This is a genomic window from Bacillus sp. WC2503, from assembly GCF_052682895.1.
On the sequence record NZ_JBQYMD010000001.1, the window covers coordinates 2,646,562 to 2,662,863 of the forward strand.

Sequence of the window (16,302 nt, forward strand, 5' to 3'; positions counted from 1 at the left end):
AACTTTAATCAGCCCTCACCAATTGTGCATTTACAAGCAGCCCAACTCCCACCTAACTTCTTTGCCCCAGCCAAATTTTGAGATGGGAGTTTTACTGCCCACAATAGCGAGATACATCCTTTTAGCTTTGAAATGACTCTCTCACTTCCAGATTCTATTGATTCTTCTTTTCATTCCCTTGCTGGTGGCCTCTATTTTCTTGTTGAGACCCCCTACTATTGTTCCCTTGCTCGTTTCCATCATTTTCTTTCTGGGATCCTCTTCCATTGTTCCCTTGCTGATTCCCATTATTTCCTTGTTGAGGATTTCTTCCATTGTTCCCTTGCTGATTTCCATTATTCTCTTGTTGAGATCCTCTTCCGTTGTTCCCTTGCTCATTTCCATTATCCCCTTGTTGGGATCCTCTTCCGTTGTTCCCTTGCTCATTCCCATTATTTCCTTGTTGAGATCCTCTTCCGTTGTTCCCTTGCCCATTTCCATTATTCCCTTGTTGTGATCCTCTTCCGTTGTTCCCTTGCCCATTTCCATTATTCCCTTGTTGTGATCCTCTTCCGTTGTTCCCTTGCCCATTTCCATTATTCCCTTGTTGTGACCCTCTTCCGTTGTTCCCTTGCTGATTCCCATTATTTCCTTGTTGAGATTCTCTACTGTTATTCTCCTGCTGATTCCCTCTATTTTCTTGCTGAGATCCTCTTCCATTGTTTTCTTTTATTTGCTTCGATGGCTGTTCCTCTGTTTTCTTTTGTTCTTTCTGCTCTTGCTTTTCATATTTTTTTTCGTCTACAGGAGACAAATCCAGTGATGCATTAGGAGATGACTCCGGCTGTGATTGCACCTCTTCTTCATTTTCCACCGGATTAGACGGCATGGCAGGGGGAGTAAGCGATTTGTTCTTTTCATTCTCTTGCTTTATATAGACACCTGTGCCAATTCCAGCTTTTCTAGCATTCTCTCGTACTTGCATCGTGCTACTTTGATATTCAACTGTAATATGTTTTAGCTCATATTCTTTCTTTAATTCTTTCATTGCCTTTTCCAACTGTGGTTCTAGTGCCTTGTCCTTTGCAACAGCTGTTAGCATAACTTGCTTATCATTCGTTAAATACTTATCCTCTTGGCTTTGCTTTATAATAGTACGTATTACTTCTTGCAATTGTTTATTTTCCCATTGCTTCAATTCTTTTAAAATACGCCTTCCATCATCATTACAAGCCTGTAAATCTATAACACGAAAATCCCTCGTTACGCTCACCTCTAAACTTGGATTTATATCAACTGAGACGTAAGCAAATACTTTTTCTTCTGGTTGGTTGTAGAAAAACAACACTGCAAATAGAAAACAAGCAACAAGTATTGATGCAGGCTTTAAAAAGGAAGGAATCGAAAAATGCGATGCTTTTTGTTCTTGCTCATCAAATGAGATTTCCTCCCCGATCATGCAAGAATCCCCTTTTCTTTTACACGTAATAAACTCTCCATTTGGTGTTAAAACAACTACGCTATGCTTTTTTATATCCATCACAATTCCTTTATTCATCATGCTTTTCCCCTCTTATGTAATCCAGAATATATGTATAGTTGTTTGCAAAAATAATACACATTGCAATAATGTATTTTCTATGTCGTTCCAACGTTTTACGACTTACCCTAACACGCGGTTCAATATGTTTAAGCGGTAACTTTTTCTTTCGGAACAGCTCTTCCATCATTTCCTCTTCTTTTATAATAATTTTCACAATTTCTATTAAGTGCTCACGCGTATCACGATGCTTAGGAGATTCTTTAGCAAGCTCTGAGAATGTGATTTTAAACTCAGCTAGCACACTTTGAAAATGAAGAATTTCCTCCTTACGGTTACTATTTTCCATCTCTTTCATATACTCCGTAAGCGACACTTGCATTTCTAACATTTCCTCTTGCTCATCTTCTTTTAAAAAGACAAAGTTATGTTTAGACTCTTTACGTATATAGTCAATTACATCTCTTTTTATAAGAAGATCAGCAAACGCTAAAAAGGATTTTCCTTTTGTATATGAATACTGTTCAATTGCTTCGTTAAACGCAAACAATCCAATGCTATATTCATCATCCTGTTCTGTAATATATCGGCGGCAGACAGATGAAATTGATTTTCTAATAAAAGGCTGATACTGTACGATAAATGCTTCTTTATCTGCTTCGTTGTTTTGTATGTTACATACGATATCTTCTATTTTCGGTTTTCTTAAGATCTTCATTACTAAACTCAACACTTGTAATCTCCCAGCCTCCTTCAAATAGCAAAATGGCCACTACACAAGTGACCATTTAACCAGATTTTCTTGGTACTTTTCTTCGGTCTTGTTTTCTTGCTGTTAGTTATATTTTTAGAGTCTAACTTTTTCCAACGTTTTCTTAATGATTTTCCTTTTCTCTCGGCACTAAAGTTAAGTTTGTATTTTTATCTACTTTCTTATTTTCTACCGTTCGTTTTGCTTATTCTTTTTCTATTTTATCTGCAATCCTTGAATAACTCTCCTCTATACCATTGGTAATTTCATCCTTTTATTTTAGATGCCCACCTAATCTAGTAATTTTATTAATACTTCTATATTCTTTCATAGTCATTTTTCTTCTAATTATTTTCTTCACTATACATATTCGGAGGAATACATAGTTTTATGGGGGTCAAAAAATATTTTTATAAAAAATACATATTTATTTCAAAAATAAAAAACCATCAATTTGAAAAAGGATAATCAAATTGATGGTTTTCTTATAATATCTATTAAATTAAGTTGGATTCTCATTATATCTAAAAAAGTACTAGCTATCCTCTGCCGATTTTCTCCATTTTTATCTTTCTTGGTTATCATAATATGTCTTATCTGCGTATTTTCTATCATTTCCTTTTAGATAAGCTAAAATTACTTTTGGATTTTTAAGTAAAGTCCAGTCTCCATATGTATCAAATCTTCTGCATGAAGTTATCATTCCATTTTTAATAGTACCGAATTTCTTATTATTTTTCTTTCCCCATTCTTTTAACCGTTTAGCGAAATCTGCATCTTCTGCCATAAGCATGTTTTCATTAAATCCGTTGATTGCCATAAAGTCTTTTCTATAGCACCAAAAAATCCCTACAGATATAGCTCCGTACTTAAAAAGTAAGGGAATTATTATTAACATTGCGGAGAGAAATATTCCTAAAGATATTCTTTCAAACTTCCCATTTACCCCACCACCAATGTATTTACCTGAAGTTAAATATTTATCTACATTAGACAACATAGACTCTGTCATTATGGTATCAGCGTCTATAGTGACGATTATTTCTCCATTAGCTATTTTAGCCCCTGCATTTCGAATTTTAGATAAGTTTTTATCGTTATTTTTCAATGTAACACAATTATAAGATTTTGCTATTTCCTCTGTTTTATCTGTGCAACGATTTAAAACAACTATAACTTCCGTTTGCTCTTTATATGCCTCTGATGCCTTTGCAATTGAATCTAAACATTTTCTAATGTACTTTTCTTCATTATGTGCAGGAATTATAATAGAAAATTTCACATCTTTTTTCAAATTGACTCCTGAAAATTCGTTTGTCTCAGTCATAATATTCCCCCCTTATTTTATAAGGTAAATATCTGCTATACATAACTTATATTAATATTTATTAGGTTATATTATAGAAACTGCAGATAAAGAGGCTCTTACTGTCGACGTTCAAAAGCAAGACGTACAGCAAGCCCCGTTAAAACACTTGCCATAAGCCAACGCTGTACTCGTAGCCACGTTGGGCGTGTGCCAAACCATTTTGCAATTTTACTTGCTGTACATACAATTACAAGGTTAACTATAAAGCTAACAGTGATTTGCGTAAGCCCCAAAACTGCACCTTGAAAAAGCAACGATCCCTTCTCTGGATCTTCAAATTGAGGTAGAAGTGATACATACAAAATAGCAATCTTTGGATTCAGAAGATTCGTCATGAGTCCCATCAGAAATAATTTCCTTGGTGGCTCATTAGAAATCATACGAGGTTCCATAATAGATGTAGCACCCGGTTTTATCGAATTCCAGGCGAGCCAGAGCAAGTAAGCAGCACCTGCCCACTTTACTGCTTCATATACAGCGGGAACAGCAACGAATAGAACTGTAAGTCCAAACATAGTTGCGATTATATAGATTACAAATCCGAGCATGATGCCCAATAAAGAAATAAATCCCGCCATACGTCCCTGCGTAACGGAACGGGAAATGAGGTAAATCATATTAGGCCCAGGTGAACAAACCATGCTAAGCGAAACAATTGCAAAAGCTACCAAGGTACTCAAGCTGACCATAAACCTTCCCCCTTTATGTTACATAAAATTTCCTATTGTACATTTTATCATGATTGAGGAGAGAAAAGATTCATACTTCTCGCTCCCTTAAGTAAAACTTTAAAATCTCCTTGAATAAATCTATTTTTTTAAATGAAATATCAACGGCATTTTATGTCTAATTCGTATAGGTGTTAGCAAGTTCGTTTGCAAACTTGTTAGCACTTTTTATTTGATCGAATACCAATGGTTATTTACTACACCGTTTAACTCATCCGCTAATGCATCCAATCTTCCCCCTTCCCCTTCACCAAGTTCTTTCAAATAATTTCCATGGTAATTTCTTTAAATCATTTTATTACATCCTATTCTTGTAAATCTAATTATTTGAATGTGAAATTATAAATAAGTTTTAACATTTTGAATCGAGGTGAAAATCATGAGAAGTTTTGGCTCATTAATGATCTCTACTGTTTGTTCAGTACTTCTTATAATTTGGAATGTCTATTCCTTCTATAACGGATTCACAACAGGACGCACATACTACTGGATTAATGGCATCGCAGCTGTTATCTTCCTTTTATTCTTTTTCCTCAACATGCGTGATTTTAAAAAGAAAAACTACAGAGCCTCATGACAATAAGAGTTGATACATATGTGGAAAAGAATTAAGAATTATAGATTGAGCTTAAAAGATTTAAAGTTCATGTTATGGTTGTTCAGTATAACTTGTTTTATATACAGCTACAATTTCATTACAGGATTAGCTTTTGACCACAAATTCCAAGTCTATTATTTAGGTGGTGCTATAGCTACATACGCCGCATTTATAGATACTAAAAATAGGATTAAAAATAAAATTTATAAGACAGCGTAATTTAAAAGGAATCCTTTATGGTTTCCTTTTTTCTATGCAAAATAAAAAAGAAGCGGATTCGCTACTTTTACTTGTTCCAATCTTTAAAATCGGTATATTTACTATAAGCTGTTTCGGTTGCATTTCCTTGCCAACGATTCTTAGCGTTTTCTCTTTTATCTTTCACATTAAGTTCGCTTATATCTTCATTTTCGCTTAGCCATTCTGGATTATCATAGCGTATTTATTGTTGAACATCCCTGTTTTAACGTTTTGAATCGTTCGCCTAAAATTTATTATACAAAATAAAAATAGCTACTCTTGAAAAGTTTCACATTTTATTTTAAATTAAATGCAATTTAATAAAATACACCTCTCATACATCACTGTTTTTTCGTTTATTGAGTCCGTTTGTTTTGTACAAAAAAAGCACCTAAATGGGCGCTTTTCACCGAATCATCTTTTTTTATATCTTTTTCTTCTGCTTCTTTTTACTTCCTTCATTTCTTCTTGCATAACTAGTTTTTCAAGGTATAAACGTACTAGCTTATAATCACTCTCTTTTCGCTGCTTTTCTTTCTCTTCTTTTTCTCTCTGCTCTCTTCTCTTTTCCTGCTCTTCCTGTTCTTTCTCTTTCTGCTCTCTTCTCTTTTCTTCTTGCTCTTTTTTCTGTTCTTTCTCTTCAATACATATGTCAACCAGTTTACTAAAGAAAATAATCTTACTATGCTTCTTTTTACCAGGTCTCAATACGAAAAGAATAAAAGTTATGATTGTAAAAATCCAGAAACCTGTTACGGTAAATCCACTAATCTGCATAGAATTAGTGGATCCATTAATCATCTTTGCATTAACGAAAAATCCAGTCGCAAGTACAGAAAATAAAACCGTAACAGCTGGTAGAATCATTGAATCCATTTTAAGTGGATCATGGTACTCAGATAAACTTTCTATTCTTGCTTTCACATACTTTAAATCATTTTTTTCTAACTCCATTAATTTATCCTTATTAGATAAACTATCAGTATCATTAGAAAACTCCTTGGTATGTACATAACTATCCACGATAAATTCAACAAATTTCTTATCTTTTTTATAAAGCAGATTTTTTTTAAAATCCTCTTGGTCCTGTTGTGTAAATTTAGACACTAGCATTCACCCTCAATTTCGACATTTAAAATTAATCAAAAGTAATACTATCTTTTTATCTAAATTTTAAAGTAATATTCAAAAAATGAATAGCAAAATCTTCACTATTACACTATCCTTGTATCTAAAGTTAATGAGAAGTAACCTTTTTTATAAATTCCTTTATATCACTTATGAATCTAGTATAGAAAACACTAAACTCAATAAGAAACACAAAAGCCACGACACTCACGCACCGTGGCTAAATATTTAAATGTAATTGGTCTTTTAGTCCTTATTGCGGATTCTTACCACCCATGCCAGTTCTCCAGTAACATTTTGATAAAGCGGCTATGATCATTGATTATGAGCGCATAGATACGTTATCCCCACGTTATGCTCTTTTCAAAGAACGAGTAACTGTAGGAATATCGTATCATCGATTCCAATGTAAAAAGGCACCTGATTTAGTGCCCAAAATAGTGCCCTAAAGGGCGATACTGGGCCGCCTGGCATTATTTCACTGACATTTAACCAAAGTGATAATACTGCAACTAGCCCAACTACCCTCGTATTACCAGCTATTAGTGTAGGCGTTAATGAAATAGTAAAGTTAGAAGGGGTTTTCCGAACTAATTATACTTCTCTAATTCCTCTCACAGAATTTAGTGTATCTTCAATTCTTATTCTGAAAAGAGATGCCTTTATTATTACGGTTCAGTCAGAATCTCAAGATAATATTCAAAAACCAGCGAATGTTTCAACTAATTGAACACACAATGTTTCAGTAGTCTGGATAGATACCCCTCCCCCGGCACTTATATATACAGTCTAAATCTGAATGCCTCGGGAATTGGTACATCAACTAACACTATTAATGAAAGTAATTTAACTGCTACAGTAATTAACATTTAAAGTTTAATTACAACGTTAATTTATTTTATCTTTTACGACTTTAAGTTGTACCCTTATGCTAGAAGAACTCCTAGCTTTTTTGTTCACCCAACACAATCTTACAGTAATTCCCTTTTATCAGAATATAGTGTGTAGCTGACTATAAATATTATGTTCACAGAAAAAAGGCCAACAATACAAGATCGTTAGCCTCTACTTTCCATATTCGCACCTTTTATCACTTTACTTCCTAACAACCGGAATCCACATTTCACCAAATAATAAGCCATTTCTCTGCCCCATCTCAACCGTTGTATTCGGTCCACCAACATAGGCAAAATCCTTTGCTTCTGGTAAAGCTTGACCGAAGGCGATGCCAGTAAGCTTATTACTTAGCTCTTCAGCCGTCTTACCTTCACCTTTCACTACTACATATTCCCCCTTAGGAAACTGAATCACTCTAGATTCTTCTTCTATTTGTGCTTCTGTCATGACACCCGCATAATACATCATTTTGTTATTCACCGCTTCGCTCACGGAAAAAATGTATTCATTTGTAGCTAAAGCTTTTAAAGTGTCCAGCCTTCCATCTTCTTTAACAGCCGACCAAAAGTCTTCCTTTTCTTTATTTATTCCAGCAAAGTCTGTGTATTCACTCTTAATTTCAGTTCCAATACCTAACACGATAAAGCTATCTTTTTCTTCTATAGTATAATTTTTCATATACAAAACCTGCCTCTTTTTTTATTAATCAAACGATTTATCTTTTCATCTGATACGTTTATAATACCTTTAAACCATGTCAAAAAATGATACTGTTTAGGAGACCAAAATGAAAAAAGTCGAACGGATTAATACAATTATGCGGTATATCAACAACCGCTCCCACTTTACAATTTCTGAAATCATACGAGAATTTAACATCTCACGATCGACAGCTATTAGAGACATTAGAGAAATTGAAGCTATGGGGATGCCACTTGTCGCTGAAGTTGGAAGGACCGGAGGATATTTTGTTATGCATAACTCTATCCTGCCCGTTGTTCGCTTTACTGATAATGAAGTGAAAGCTCTTTTTATTGCCTTTATGGCTACGAGGAATCAACAACTTCCCTATCTAAAAAGTCGTCAGTCATTAGCAGAAAAACTACTAGGACTCATTTCAGAAACCCAGCAAGATGACCTTGTTCTTTTAAATCAACTCTTGCTGTTTGAAGGGACTAACCCTCATAATCCCGATCTACTTGAGCTTTCTGACCTCCCCCATCCTATGTTAGAAAAACTCATTCAACTCCTTCTTTTGGATAACCATTTATTGATTACCATCAAAGAAGAAAAGGAAATCAAATCTTATCCAATTTATCTACTACACCTTTATCAAGAAAAAAGCCATTGGATCATTGAAGGGTTTGACTTAAAAGAAGAAAAGAAGATAATGTTTCCTGTCGATGACCTCACCAATATCGAACCATACACGACGAAAAAAAGGCTAAATAAGAAAAAGATTTTAGAAAAACTAAGTAAGAAGGACGAAATAATCAACTTGGTACTTGAACTTGGACCAAAAGCGATTGCCCAGTTCAAAAAATACCATCCTTTAAAAGGATCAATATCTTATACAAATCCTTACCAGTCTACAGCCATTTTAAAAACTTTTATCAATGTTAACAATCCCGATGAAGTGACGGAAATAACAAATTGGCTACTTTTCCTAGGGAAGGATATTAAAATCAGGGAAATACCCGATGAAGTATTAGCAGATTTACAAAAACGAGTGTGCTTATATATTCCATAAGCAGTGAGCCTCAAATATTAAGCTTTATCACTGGACAATCATCCTATTTTTAAATACCATTTCATTTACTACAATGAGAGCATGAAAAATAATAAAAGCACGGAAAATCTCCCGTGCTTTTCTAAACGTATATATTATTCCTGAAGGTTTCGTTTATCTCGTTTCTTACCCTAACTGACGTTTAAATGCTTTACTAGCAAAGAAGTAAGCAATAACCATGATTCCGACGCACCAAGCGAGGGCAATCCAAATATCGTTTCCAACAGTTCCTTCATATAATAGAGCACGAATCGCATTCACAATTGAAGTCACAGGCTGGTTCTCAGCGAACGCGCGAACAATTTTTGGCATCGTTTCGGTAGGGACAAAGGCCGAACTAATAAATGGAAGAAAAACTAGCGGGTACGAGTAAGCAGTCGCCCCTTCCATAGACTTCGCTTTCAATCCTGGAATGATAGCTAGCCATGTTAGCGCCAACGTAAACATCCCTAGTATCCCAGCTACTGCAAGCCAATCTAGAATATTAGCGCTGGAACGAAAGCCCATTAAGAGTGCAACAAGAATAACCACCACGATAGTAAGTACATTAGCAACAAGAGAGGTTAAAACGTGGGCCCACAATATAGATGAGCGCTTAATAGGCATCGTAATGAAACGTGCCATCAGCCCACTCTTTACATCCGTAAATAGTCGCACGGAAGTGTAAGCTACACCGGATGCGATAGCCATTAGCAAAATTCCCGGCAATAAATAATTGACGTAATTTTCCGTTCCTGTTTTTATTGCGCCGCCAAACACGTAGACAAATAATAGCATCATCATAATCGGTGTAATCGCTACCGTAATAATTGTATCCGGACTGCGCATAATGTTACGCATTAAACGACCTAGTAATACACCAGTTTTACTTTTCATTTACATCTCCTCCTTTTTACCGATAATCGCAAGGAAGATTTCTTCCAATGTCGGTTGCTTTTCGATATACTCCACTTTTGCCGGTGGGAACATCTCTTTTAGTTCAGCAAGAGTACCTGTCGTAATAATTTTTCCGCCATGCAAAATAGCGATACGGTCTGCCAGTTGTTCTGCTTCCTCCAAGTACTGAGTCGTAAGCAAAATAGTTGTACCGCTACTGGCAAGTTCCTTAACTGTATCCCACACTTCGATTCGCGCTTCAGGATCAAGTCCAGTCGTTGGTTCGTCAAGAAAAATAATTGCTGGCGCTCCAATCAAACTCATCGCGATATCAAGCCGGCGCTTCATTCCGCCTGAATACTGATCTGCCCTTTGGTTTGCCGCATCAGTCAGGCTAAATCTTGCAAGTAGATTGTCAGCAACTTGAGCGGGATTGGAAACACCACGTAACTTGGCGATCATTATCAAGTTTTCCCTCCCAGTAAGCATACCGTCTAAAGCTGCGAACTGCCCTGTCAAACTGATACTTTGACGAACATGATCTGGTTGACGCTGTACATCAAATCCGCAAATGCTTACTTCACCGCCATCTTGCTTCATTAGCGTCGAAAGGATGTTGACCGTTGTTGTCTTTCCCGCTCCATTTGAGCCTAGCAGCGCGAAAATTTCTCCACGCTGCACCTCAAAATCTACCCCTTTTAAAACTTCCTTGTCTTTAAAGGATTTTTTCAAGCCTTTTATAGAAATCGCTGCATTACTCATACTTTTTTCCTCCCTATAAAGTGAAACTTTAATCAGTGGGGGTTTTGTTCATCCCCCACTGATTATTAGTTGAATCAATCGGGCTTTTACGGGCAATTGATCCCCGACCTAACTTCTTTGCTTACGCTGAATTTTGAGGTGGGGGTCTTACTGCCCGTTAATGCGGGATAAAAATGTTTTGCGAAGATAATTTATTTACCTCTACCTATTTAGTATCACTGATATTCTGTATTACTTAGTACTGAGTTAAAAATATAACTGAATAGCTATGGTGGCAATTCATATGTGTAACCAGCTAATCAGTCGGTATTACTTATTCCATTTATTTTTTTCTCAATTTTGTCATAATACTTTCATTCAAATCTTCACGATACTTGGAGACGTAAGTTTTAGCGTTTGCCACTAGTTCGTCAGCAAAGGATGCCACGTCATCCCCAGTAATGTCAAGCACTTGTCTTCCTTCCGCTGCACCCGCTTCGAACAAATCGATTAATTCATACTGTATGTGTAACATATCCATCCCGTTACCCGCTGAGAAATTCCACATGTAGTTTTGAATTTTCTTAAATACAAATTGGTAGTCCTCTGGCAGAGCCTCAACTCGTGCCATCATCATTTTGTACTCTTTTTTATCACCAATTAACTTTTTAAACATTTCTAACATCTTATTTTCCTCCTTTTTTATAAAACCGAGCAAGAAATTCCCAAAGTATCGGCCGGAACATTTTATCTTATGAACCTATTTTGACTTCAAGACGTTAATTTTTGACGATACAAAATCCCATTTTTTCCAAAACAATTCAAGCTCCTGGCGGCCTTCTTCATTTAATGAATAAAACTTACGAGGCGGTCCCATATCTGATGGTTTCTTTTCAATATTCACAAGCTTTTTCTTCTCTAATCGTACGAGGATGGTATACACCGTACCTTCCACAACTTCGGTAAACCCAAGATCATTCAGGTGGCGGGTAATCTCATAGCCATACGTTTCACGGCGACTAATGATTTCCAGTACACACCCTTCCAGTGAACCTTTCAGCATTTCAGTTAAATTTTCCATGTCCTGATCCTCCTTTACCCCCTATTCTGTCTGACTTATATTCAGTATTACAGAGTACTAAGGCGAATTTTTTACTGAGTAGTTTTTTTGAATTCATACTATTCAGTATCACTTATTACATCTACATTGTATGACTAAGTAGTGATAGATGTCAACTGATTTTCAAATTTTTTCTAAAATCCGCTATTACCTATTGTCTACTGCAAATATTTTGAGAAACAACACTACTCAGTATTGCTTATCACAAGTACATTGTATGACTAAGTAGCGATGAATGTCAACTCGATTTTTATATTTTTTCTAAAATCAACTATTACCTATTCGATACAGCCTATTTTCTTTTTTTATTTTGCCCCATACCTATCCCACTAAGAAAAGAAAATACCCCAAAACAAAAATTCTACATTTTTATTTTGGGGCGCTATACTATACCAAAGTTAATGAATATGGCTAGCTCTTCTTATTAATAAGACAGATCATTTTTTATTACGATAACATCATAGCCATATCTTCTGCTGCATTTGTAATCAGTTTTAAACCGAATGTTTCTTGTAATACATCAAGTACGCCAGGTGAAATAAATTCAGGAGCCTTTGGACCGATGCGAATATCTTGAATTCCAAGACTAAATAGCCCGAGCAAAATGGCAACTGCTTTTTGTTCAAACCATGATAGGACAATACTTACTGGCAATTCGTTCACTTCACATTGAAAAGCATCTGCTAAAGCAGCCGCTATTTTCACTGTAGAAATGGAGTTGTTACATTGTCCTAAGTCAATGTAACGCGGAATTTCCGTGCCAGGTACAACACCGTAATCCACATCATTAAAGCGGAATTTCCCACAAGAAGTTGTTAAAATAACCGTTTCTGGCGGAAGTGACGTTGCTAATTCACGATAATATTCTCCGCCTTTTCCCGGTGCATCACAACCGGCGATAACAAAGAAACGCTTTATTTTCCCTTCTTTTACTGCATCAATAATTTCTGGAGCTAATGATAATACTGTATTATGATGAAACCCTGTAACTAACTGTTCATCCGACTCCATATGTACTTCTGGAAGTTCTAGCGTTTTTTGAATTAATGGTGTAAAATCATCATTTTCAATTTTTTGTATACCCTCTAAACCTGCAATGTCATATGAAAAGAATCGATCAGAGTACGAGCCTTTAATTGGCATAACACAGTTCGTTGTAGCTAATATGGCACCAGTAAATTTTTCAAAAAGGCGTCTTTGATCATACCATGCCTTACCGATGTTTCCTTTTAAATGTTTATATTTTTTCAGCTGCGGGTATCCGTGTGCTGGTAGCATTTCAGAATGCGTATAAATATTAATGTCTTTTCCTTCTGTTTGCTTTAATAGTTCTTCTAATGCAAATAAATTATGACCCGTAACTACAATTGCTTTACCTTCTACACGATTTTGTGTAATTTGTACAGGCTCTGGCACACCAAAATGATTCGTATGTGCCTCATCCAATAACTCCATCACCCGTAAAGCTGATTTCCCAACTTTCATAGCCATATCAATATGCTCTTGTTCGTTAAAATTAGAATTTGTTAATGTCATATATAAAGCTTCTTGTGTTGTAGCATCTACAAATGCATCCGTATACCCTAGCTGAGCAGCATGAGTACGATAAGCCGCAATTCCTTTTAGCCCAAACACAATCGTGTCTTGTAAACTAGCAATCGTTTCATTCTTTCCACAAACACCCATTACTTTACATCCGCCTGTTGGCGTTTGTTCACATTGATAACAAAACATATCATCCCACCCTCTCCCAATCATTCATTACACCTTAAGCATAATACCCATTGAAAAAAAGTGATGTGATATCAATCACAATAATATATAAAGATTTGTGACAGTTCATATTGTTGACATAATATTTTTATTGACACTAAAAAATATACATTAGTGTGTCCACATCTTTCGATACTTTTAAATAGCTAAATAATTAATTTGGAGAAATATATACAACGAAAAAAATTTTTGAATCCCTTGTACAAATAGTTGCAATTCATCACATATGAAAATAGATATAAAAATACGCTCTTCTTTCTATCATTCAATAGAAAGAAGAGCGTATTTTTAATTTTAAGGAACTGTCATTTTTTATTAAAGTCTTTATTGTAAACCTTTTTATTTACAATACATTTACACTATCTTAACATTATTTACATTATTTATATGATATATTTAAATAGAACCTACTTAAGAAATTTCATGTATATTGTATCTTTGTGATCTCTTATCTGATTGATAAAAAGATCATGTTATATTTTTATAGCAGGGGTGAATTAGGATGACTGAAACTTTAAAAACACTTATAATGCTTGATGCTACTTACGTTGTTATTGCAATTATGACGGTACTAGTATTTGTATACTTGGAATTAAAATCTCAGTAATATATGCTGGCATAATCGACAAATTCAGCATTTAAATATAGTTAGAAGAAAGAGAGGAGAAAATTATTTCTCCTCTCTTTCTTCTAACAATGTCTTATTTTAGTAAATCCAATGTATGTAAAAGTAACCCTTTGTCCCCTACATCACCATGACCAGGTACGACAGAATTCATATTTTTATATCGTTTCAATACATTTCCAATCGATACAGACCATTCATTTACGTACGCATCCGCCACATTTCCTAAATCTTTTGCTTCCGCAGATTTTACTAAACAGCCTCCAGCTAAAATTTGATATTGTGGCAACCAAACAACAATATTATCTTCTGTATGTCCTTTCCCTGGATAGAACGTTTCTACTTTTGTATTGCCAAACTTCAAACTCGTAATTGTTTGTAAATCTCCAAGTGGCTCTTCATATCCACTTTTCTTTGCTAGTTCCGCAGTTAATGCTGTACTATGTGCTTTAATGCCTCTTTCTTTCAACGTTGTTATTCCGCCAATTCGATCAGCGTGCGCATGTGTAATAATGACATCCGTTACCCGCTTCTTAAATTTCTTTTCTACCATCTCGATCAATTCCTTCGTTAATTTGTCATCCCAAGAAGAATCAACAAGTACTAATCCTTTAGAAGTAGTAAGAACTAGACCGTTCGAAGGAACCGCTTCTCCATTAAAATAACCTAACTCCGTATGAACCCATACATTTTTGTTTAACTGAGATATTGAAATAGTTCCCGTCTCATTTTTTATTACTTTTTGCTCTAGCTTTTGTTCTGCTTTCACAGAAGAAATTGTACTAATAAATTGAGTTATTCCTAGTAAACTAACACATACCCCTAATTTTAATAATGTATTCTTTTTCATTTTCTCCATCCTTCCTTTCAAACTAAATAGTTATTACCTATATTAGACAATTCATCTCCAATCTTTGTTCCATCATGTCTTACATATTTTTTTAGAAATAATAAAAAAGCGTACAAAATGTTGTACGCTTTAAAACTTAACCTTTCACTCCATAATTCTCAAACTCTTCCTCATTCCCATAAAATACATTCAAATCAATATACTTTTCTTTTCCATTATAACCGCTTAATTTCCCACGATTCGTGTATTGCCAAAACGTCCATTTTCTCTCATCAGATAAACTTGTTTTTGTAAGAACACTACGAATCCATATATCACATTTGGGATACCCATCCTTTATATACAAATCATATGCCTCTTGAGTTGCATACAATATTACTTTCTTACCGTAATGTTTTTCTAGCATTTCAATCATGACCGACAACTCTTTCGCAACATCTTCACGCTTAGGCGGATTATCTTTTTTGTTAGCGTAAAACTCAACATCAATTACGGGTGGCAGTGCTTGTTTATATTTTGGAACAGTTCGTATAAATTGCTCTGCTTGTGTTTCACCCTTACTATCGAAACTAAAAAAATGATACGCTCCGATGCGCATATCTGTCTTATTCGCACTCGTCCAATTTTTCGAAAAGTACTCATCCACAAACGAGCTTCCTTCAGTCGCCTTTATAAACGCAAACTTCATATTTTGCTTTTCCAACTCTCTCCAATCTATATCCCCTTGATACGATGCGACATCTACACCTTTTATTTCATACTTATCAGCACTTATTTGATTCGGAATGAATATGCCTTGAAAAACTAAGTAAACGACAACACTTATTACACTAGTTAAAGTAAAGATTCCTCCTATAAAAAGATTCTTTTTCATTCATATCACCCATCTTTACAAATTAAAATTCTACTTACCATTCACGCTTTTTATTAATTTTCATTTTTTCTTCAAACGCCTTCTCTAAATCAACATTTAATTTATTTGCTAAATCACATACATTCCAAATTACATCAAACATTTCTAAACCGATCTCTCTTTTCGCATCTTGTATTGTATCACGCTTTAATATGACTTCCGCTAATTCACCTAATTCCGCCATCGTATATATGGTGCGCTCTTCAATTGTTGTATCTTGAAATCTTTTTTCTTTACTGAAATTTGATACATACCTCTGAAACTCCACAATATTCATACTTAATCTCCCCTCATTACCAATACTCCATTTTTCTATTACACTTAAAACCAAAATTATATTTTGTTAAATTATAACATTCGGACTATAATTTATTTATAGCCCATT

The 16,302-nt window shown here is 35.0% G+C and carries 17 protein-coding genes; 3 read left to right on the forward strand and 14 right to left on the reverse strand.

Translation table 11 applies throughout. The features are described from left to right. Positions 1 to 154: 154 nt before the first annotated feature. From ACUN26_RS13540 to ACUN26_RS13555, 4 genes are all read right to left on the reverse strand, one after another. Entirely contained in the window at positions 155 to 1,540 is a 1,386-nt protein-coding gene (locus tag ACUN26_RS13540; RefSeq protein ID WP_000981232.1) for an anti-sigma factor domain-containing protein, read from the reverse strand. Continuing rightward, entirely contained in the window at positions 1,530 to 2,252 is a 723-nt protein-coding gene (gene sigI / locus ACUN26_RS13545; RefSeq protein WP_002093524.1) for an RNA polymerase sigma factor SigI, read from the reverse strand. The genes ACUN26_RS13540 and sigI overlap by 11 nt, the downstream gene beginning before the upstream one ends. A gap of 583 nt (positions 2,253 to 2,835) precedes the next feature. Then, complete coding sequence (locus ACUN26_RS13550) at positions 2,836 to 3,597, reverse strand: glycosyltransferase (protein WP_000140994.1); 762 nt, start codon at positions 3,595 to 3,597, stop codon at positions 2,836 to 2,838. A 98-nt stretch (positions 3,598 to 3,695) separates the two neighbouring features. Further along, positions 3,696 to 4,328 carry a LysE family translocator gene (locus ACUN26_RS13555; RefSeq protein ID WP_000254117.1) on the reverse strand — a complete coding sequence of 211 codons (633 nt, stop codon included), beginning with the start codon at positions 4,326 to 4,328 and terminating at the stop codon, positions 3,696 to 3,698. 418 nt (positions 4,329 to 4,746) lie between these two features. Between ACUN26_RS13555 and ACUN26_RS13560 the strand changes: the two genes are divergently transcribed. Next, entirely contained in the window at positions 4,747 to 4,944 is a 198-nt protein-coding gene (locus ACUN26_RS13560) for a hypothetical protein (RefSeq protein ID WP_002104975.1), read from the forward strand. Between the two features lie 18 nt (positions 4,945 to 4,962). Further along, positions 4,963 to 5,184 carry a hypothetical protein gene (locus ACUN26_RS13565; protein WP_000265911.1) on the forward strand — a complete coding sequence of 74 codons (222 nt, stop codon included), beginning with the start codon at positions 4,963 to 4,965 and terminating at the stop codon, positions 5,182 to 5,184. Positions 5,185 to 5,619: 435 nt separating this feature from the next. Here the strand turns inward: ACUN26_RS13565 and ACUN26_RS13570 are convergent, their stop codons facing one another. Next, entirely contained in the window at positions 5,620 to 6,312 is a 693-nt protein-coding gene (locus ACUN26_RS13570) for a hypothetical protein (RefSeq protein ID WP_000033278.1), read from the reverse strand. A 1,116-nt stretch (positions 6,313 to 7,428) separates the two neighbouring features. Beyond that, positions 7,429 to 7,908 (reverse strand): GyrI-like domain-containing protein, encoded by a 480-nt coding sequence (locus ACUN26_RS13575; RefSeq protein ID WP_000801034.1) that lies wholly within the window; start codon positions 7,906 to 7,908, stop codon positions 7,429 to 7,431. A 109-nt stretch (positions 7,909 to 8,017) separates the two neighbouring features. Between ACUN26_RS13575 and ACUN26_RS13580 the strand changes: the two genes are divergently transcribed. Next, a complete protein-coding gene (locus ACUN26_RS13580) occupies positions 8,018 to 8,980 on the forward strand; it encodes a helix-turn-helix transcriptional regulator (RefSeq protein WP_000755055.1) in 963 nt (320 codons plus the stop codon). A gap of 165 nt (positions 8,981 to 9,145) precedes the next feature. Here ACUN26_RS13580 and ACUN26_RS13585 read toward each other — a convergent pair whose 3' ends face one another. The 8 genes from ACUN26_RS13585 to ACUN26_RS13620 form a co-directional block, all read right to left on the reverse strand. Further along, on the reverse strand, positions 9,146 to 9,895 hold the full coding sequence (locus tag ACUN26_RS13585) for an ABC transporter permease (protein ID WP_000837814.1): 750 nt from the start codon (positions 9,893 to 9,895) through the stop codon (positions 9,146 to 9,148). Continuing rightward, entirely contained in the window at positions 9,896 to 10,657 is a 762-nt protein-coding gene (locus tag ACUN26_RS13590) for an ABC transporter ATP-binding protein (protein WP_000063311.1), read from the reverse strand. Between the two features lie 322 nt (positions 10,658 to 10,979). Beyond that, entirely contained in the window at positions 10,980 to 11,321 is a 342-nt protein-coding gene (locus ACUN26_RS13595) for a DUF1048 domain-containing protein (RefSeq protein WP_000891987.1), read from the reverse strand. 75 nt (positions 11,322 to 11,396) lie between these two features. Beyond that, a complete protein-coding gene (locus ACUN26_RS13600) occupies positions 11,397 to 11,717 on the reverse strand; it encodes a PadR family transcriptional regulator (protein WP_000429488.1) in 321 nt (106 codons plus the stop codon). A 486-nt stretch (positions 11,718 to 12,203) separates the two neighbouring features. Further along, a complete protein-coding gene (gene hcp / locus ACUN26_RS13605; protein WP_002093521.1) occupies positions 12,204 to 13,490 on the reverse strand; it encodes a hydroxylamine reductase in 1,287 nt (428 codons plus the stop codon). A 740-nt stretch (positions 13,491 to 14,230) separates the two neighbouring features. Beyond that, on the reverse strand, positions 14,231 to 15,004 hold the full coding sequence (gene bla2 / locus ACUN26_RS13610) for a BcII family subclass B1 metallo-beta-lactamase (RefSeq protein WP_000742460.1): 774 nt from the start codon (positions 15,002 to 15,004) through the stop codon (positions 14,231 to 14,233). A gap of 136 nt (positions 15,005 to 15,140) precedes the next feature. Next, positions 15,141 to 15,878 (reverse strand): glycoside hydrolase family 25 protein, encoded by a 738-nt coding sequence (locus tag ACUN26_RS13615; protein ID WP_000739855.1) that lies wholly within the window; start codon positions 15,876 to 15,878, stop codon positions 15,141 to 15,143. A 34-nt stretch (positions 15,879 to 15,912) separates the two neighbouring features. Continuing rightward, entirely contained in the window at positions 15,913 to 16,194 is a 282-nt protein-coding gene (locus ACUN26_RS13620) for a MazG nucleotide pyrophosphohydrolase domain-containing protein (RefSeq protein ID WP_001028138.1), read from the reverse strand. Positions 16,195 to 16,302 lie beyond the last annotated feature (108 nt).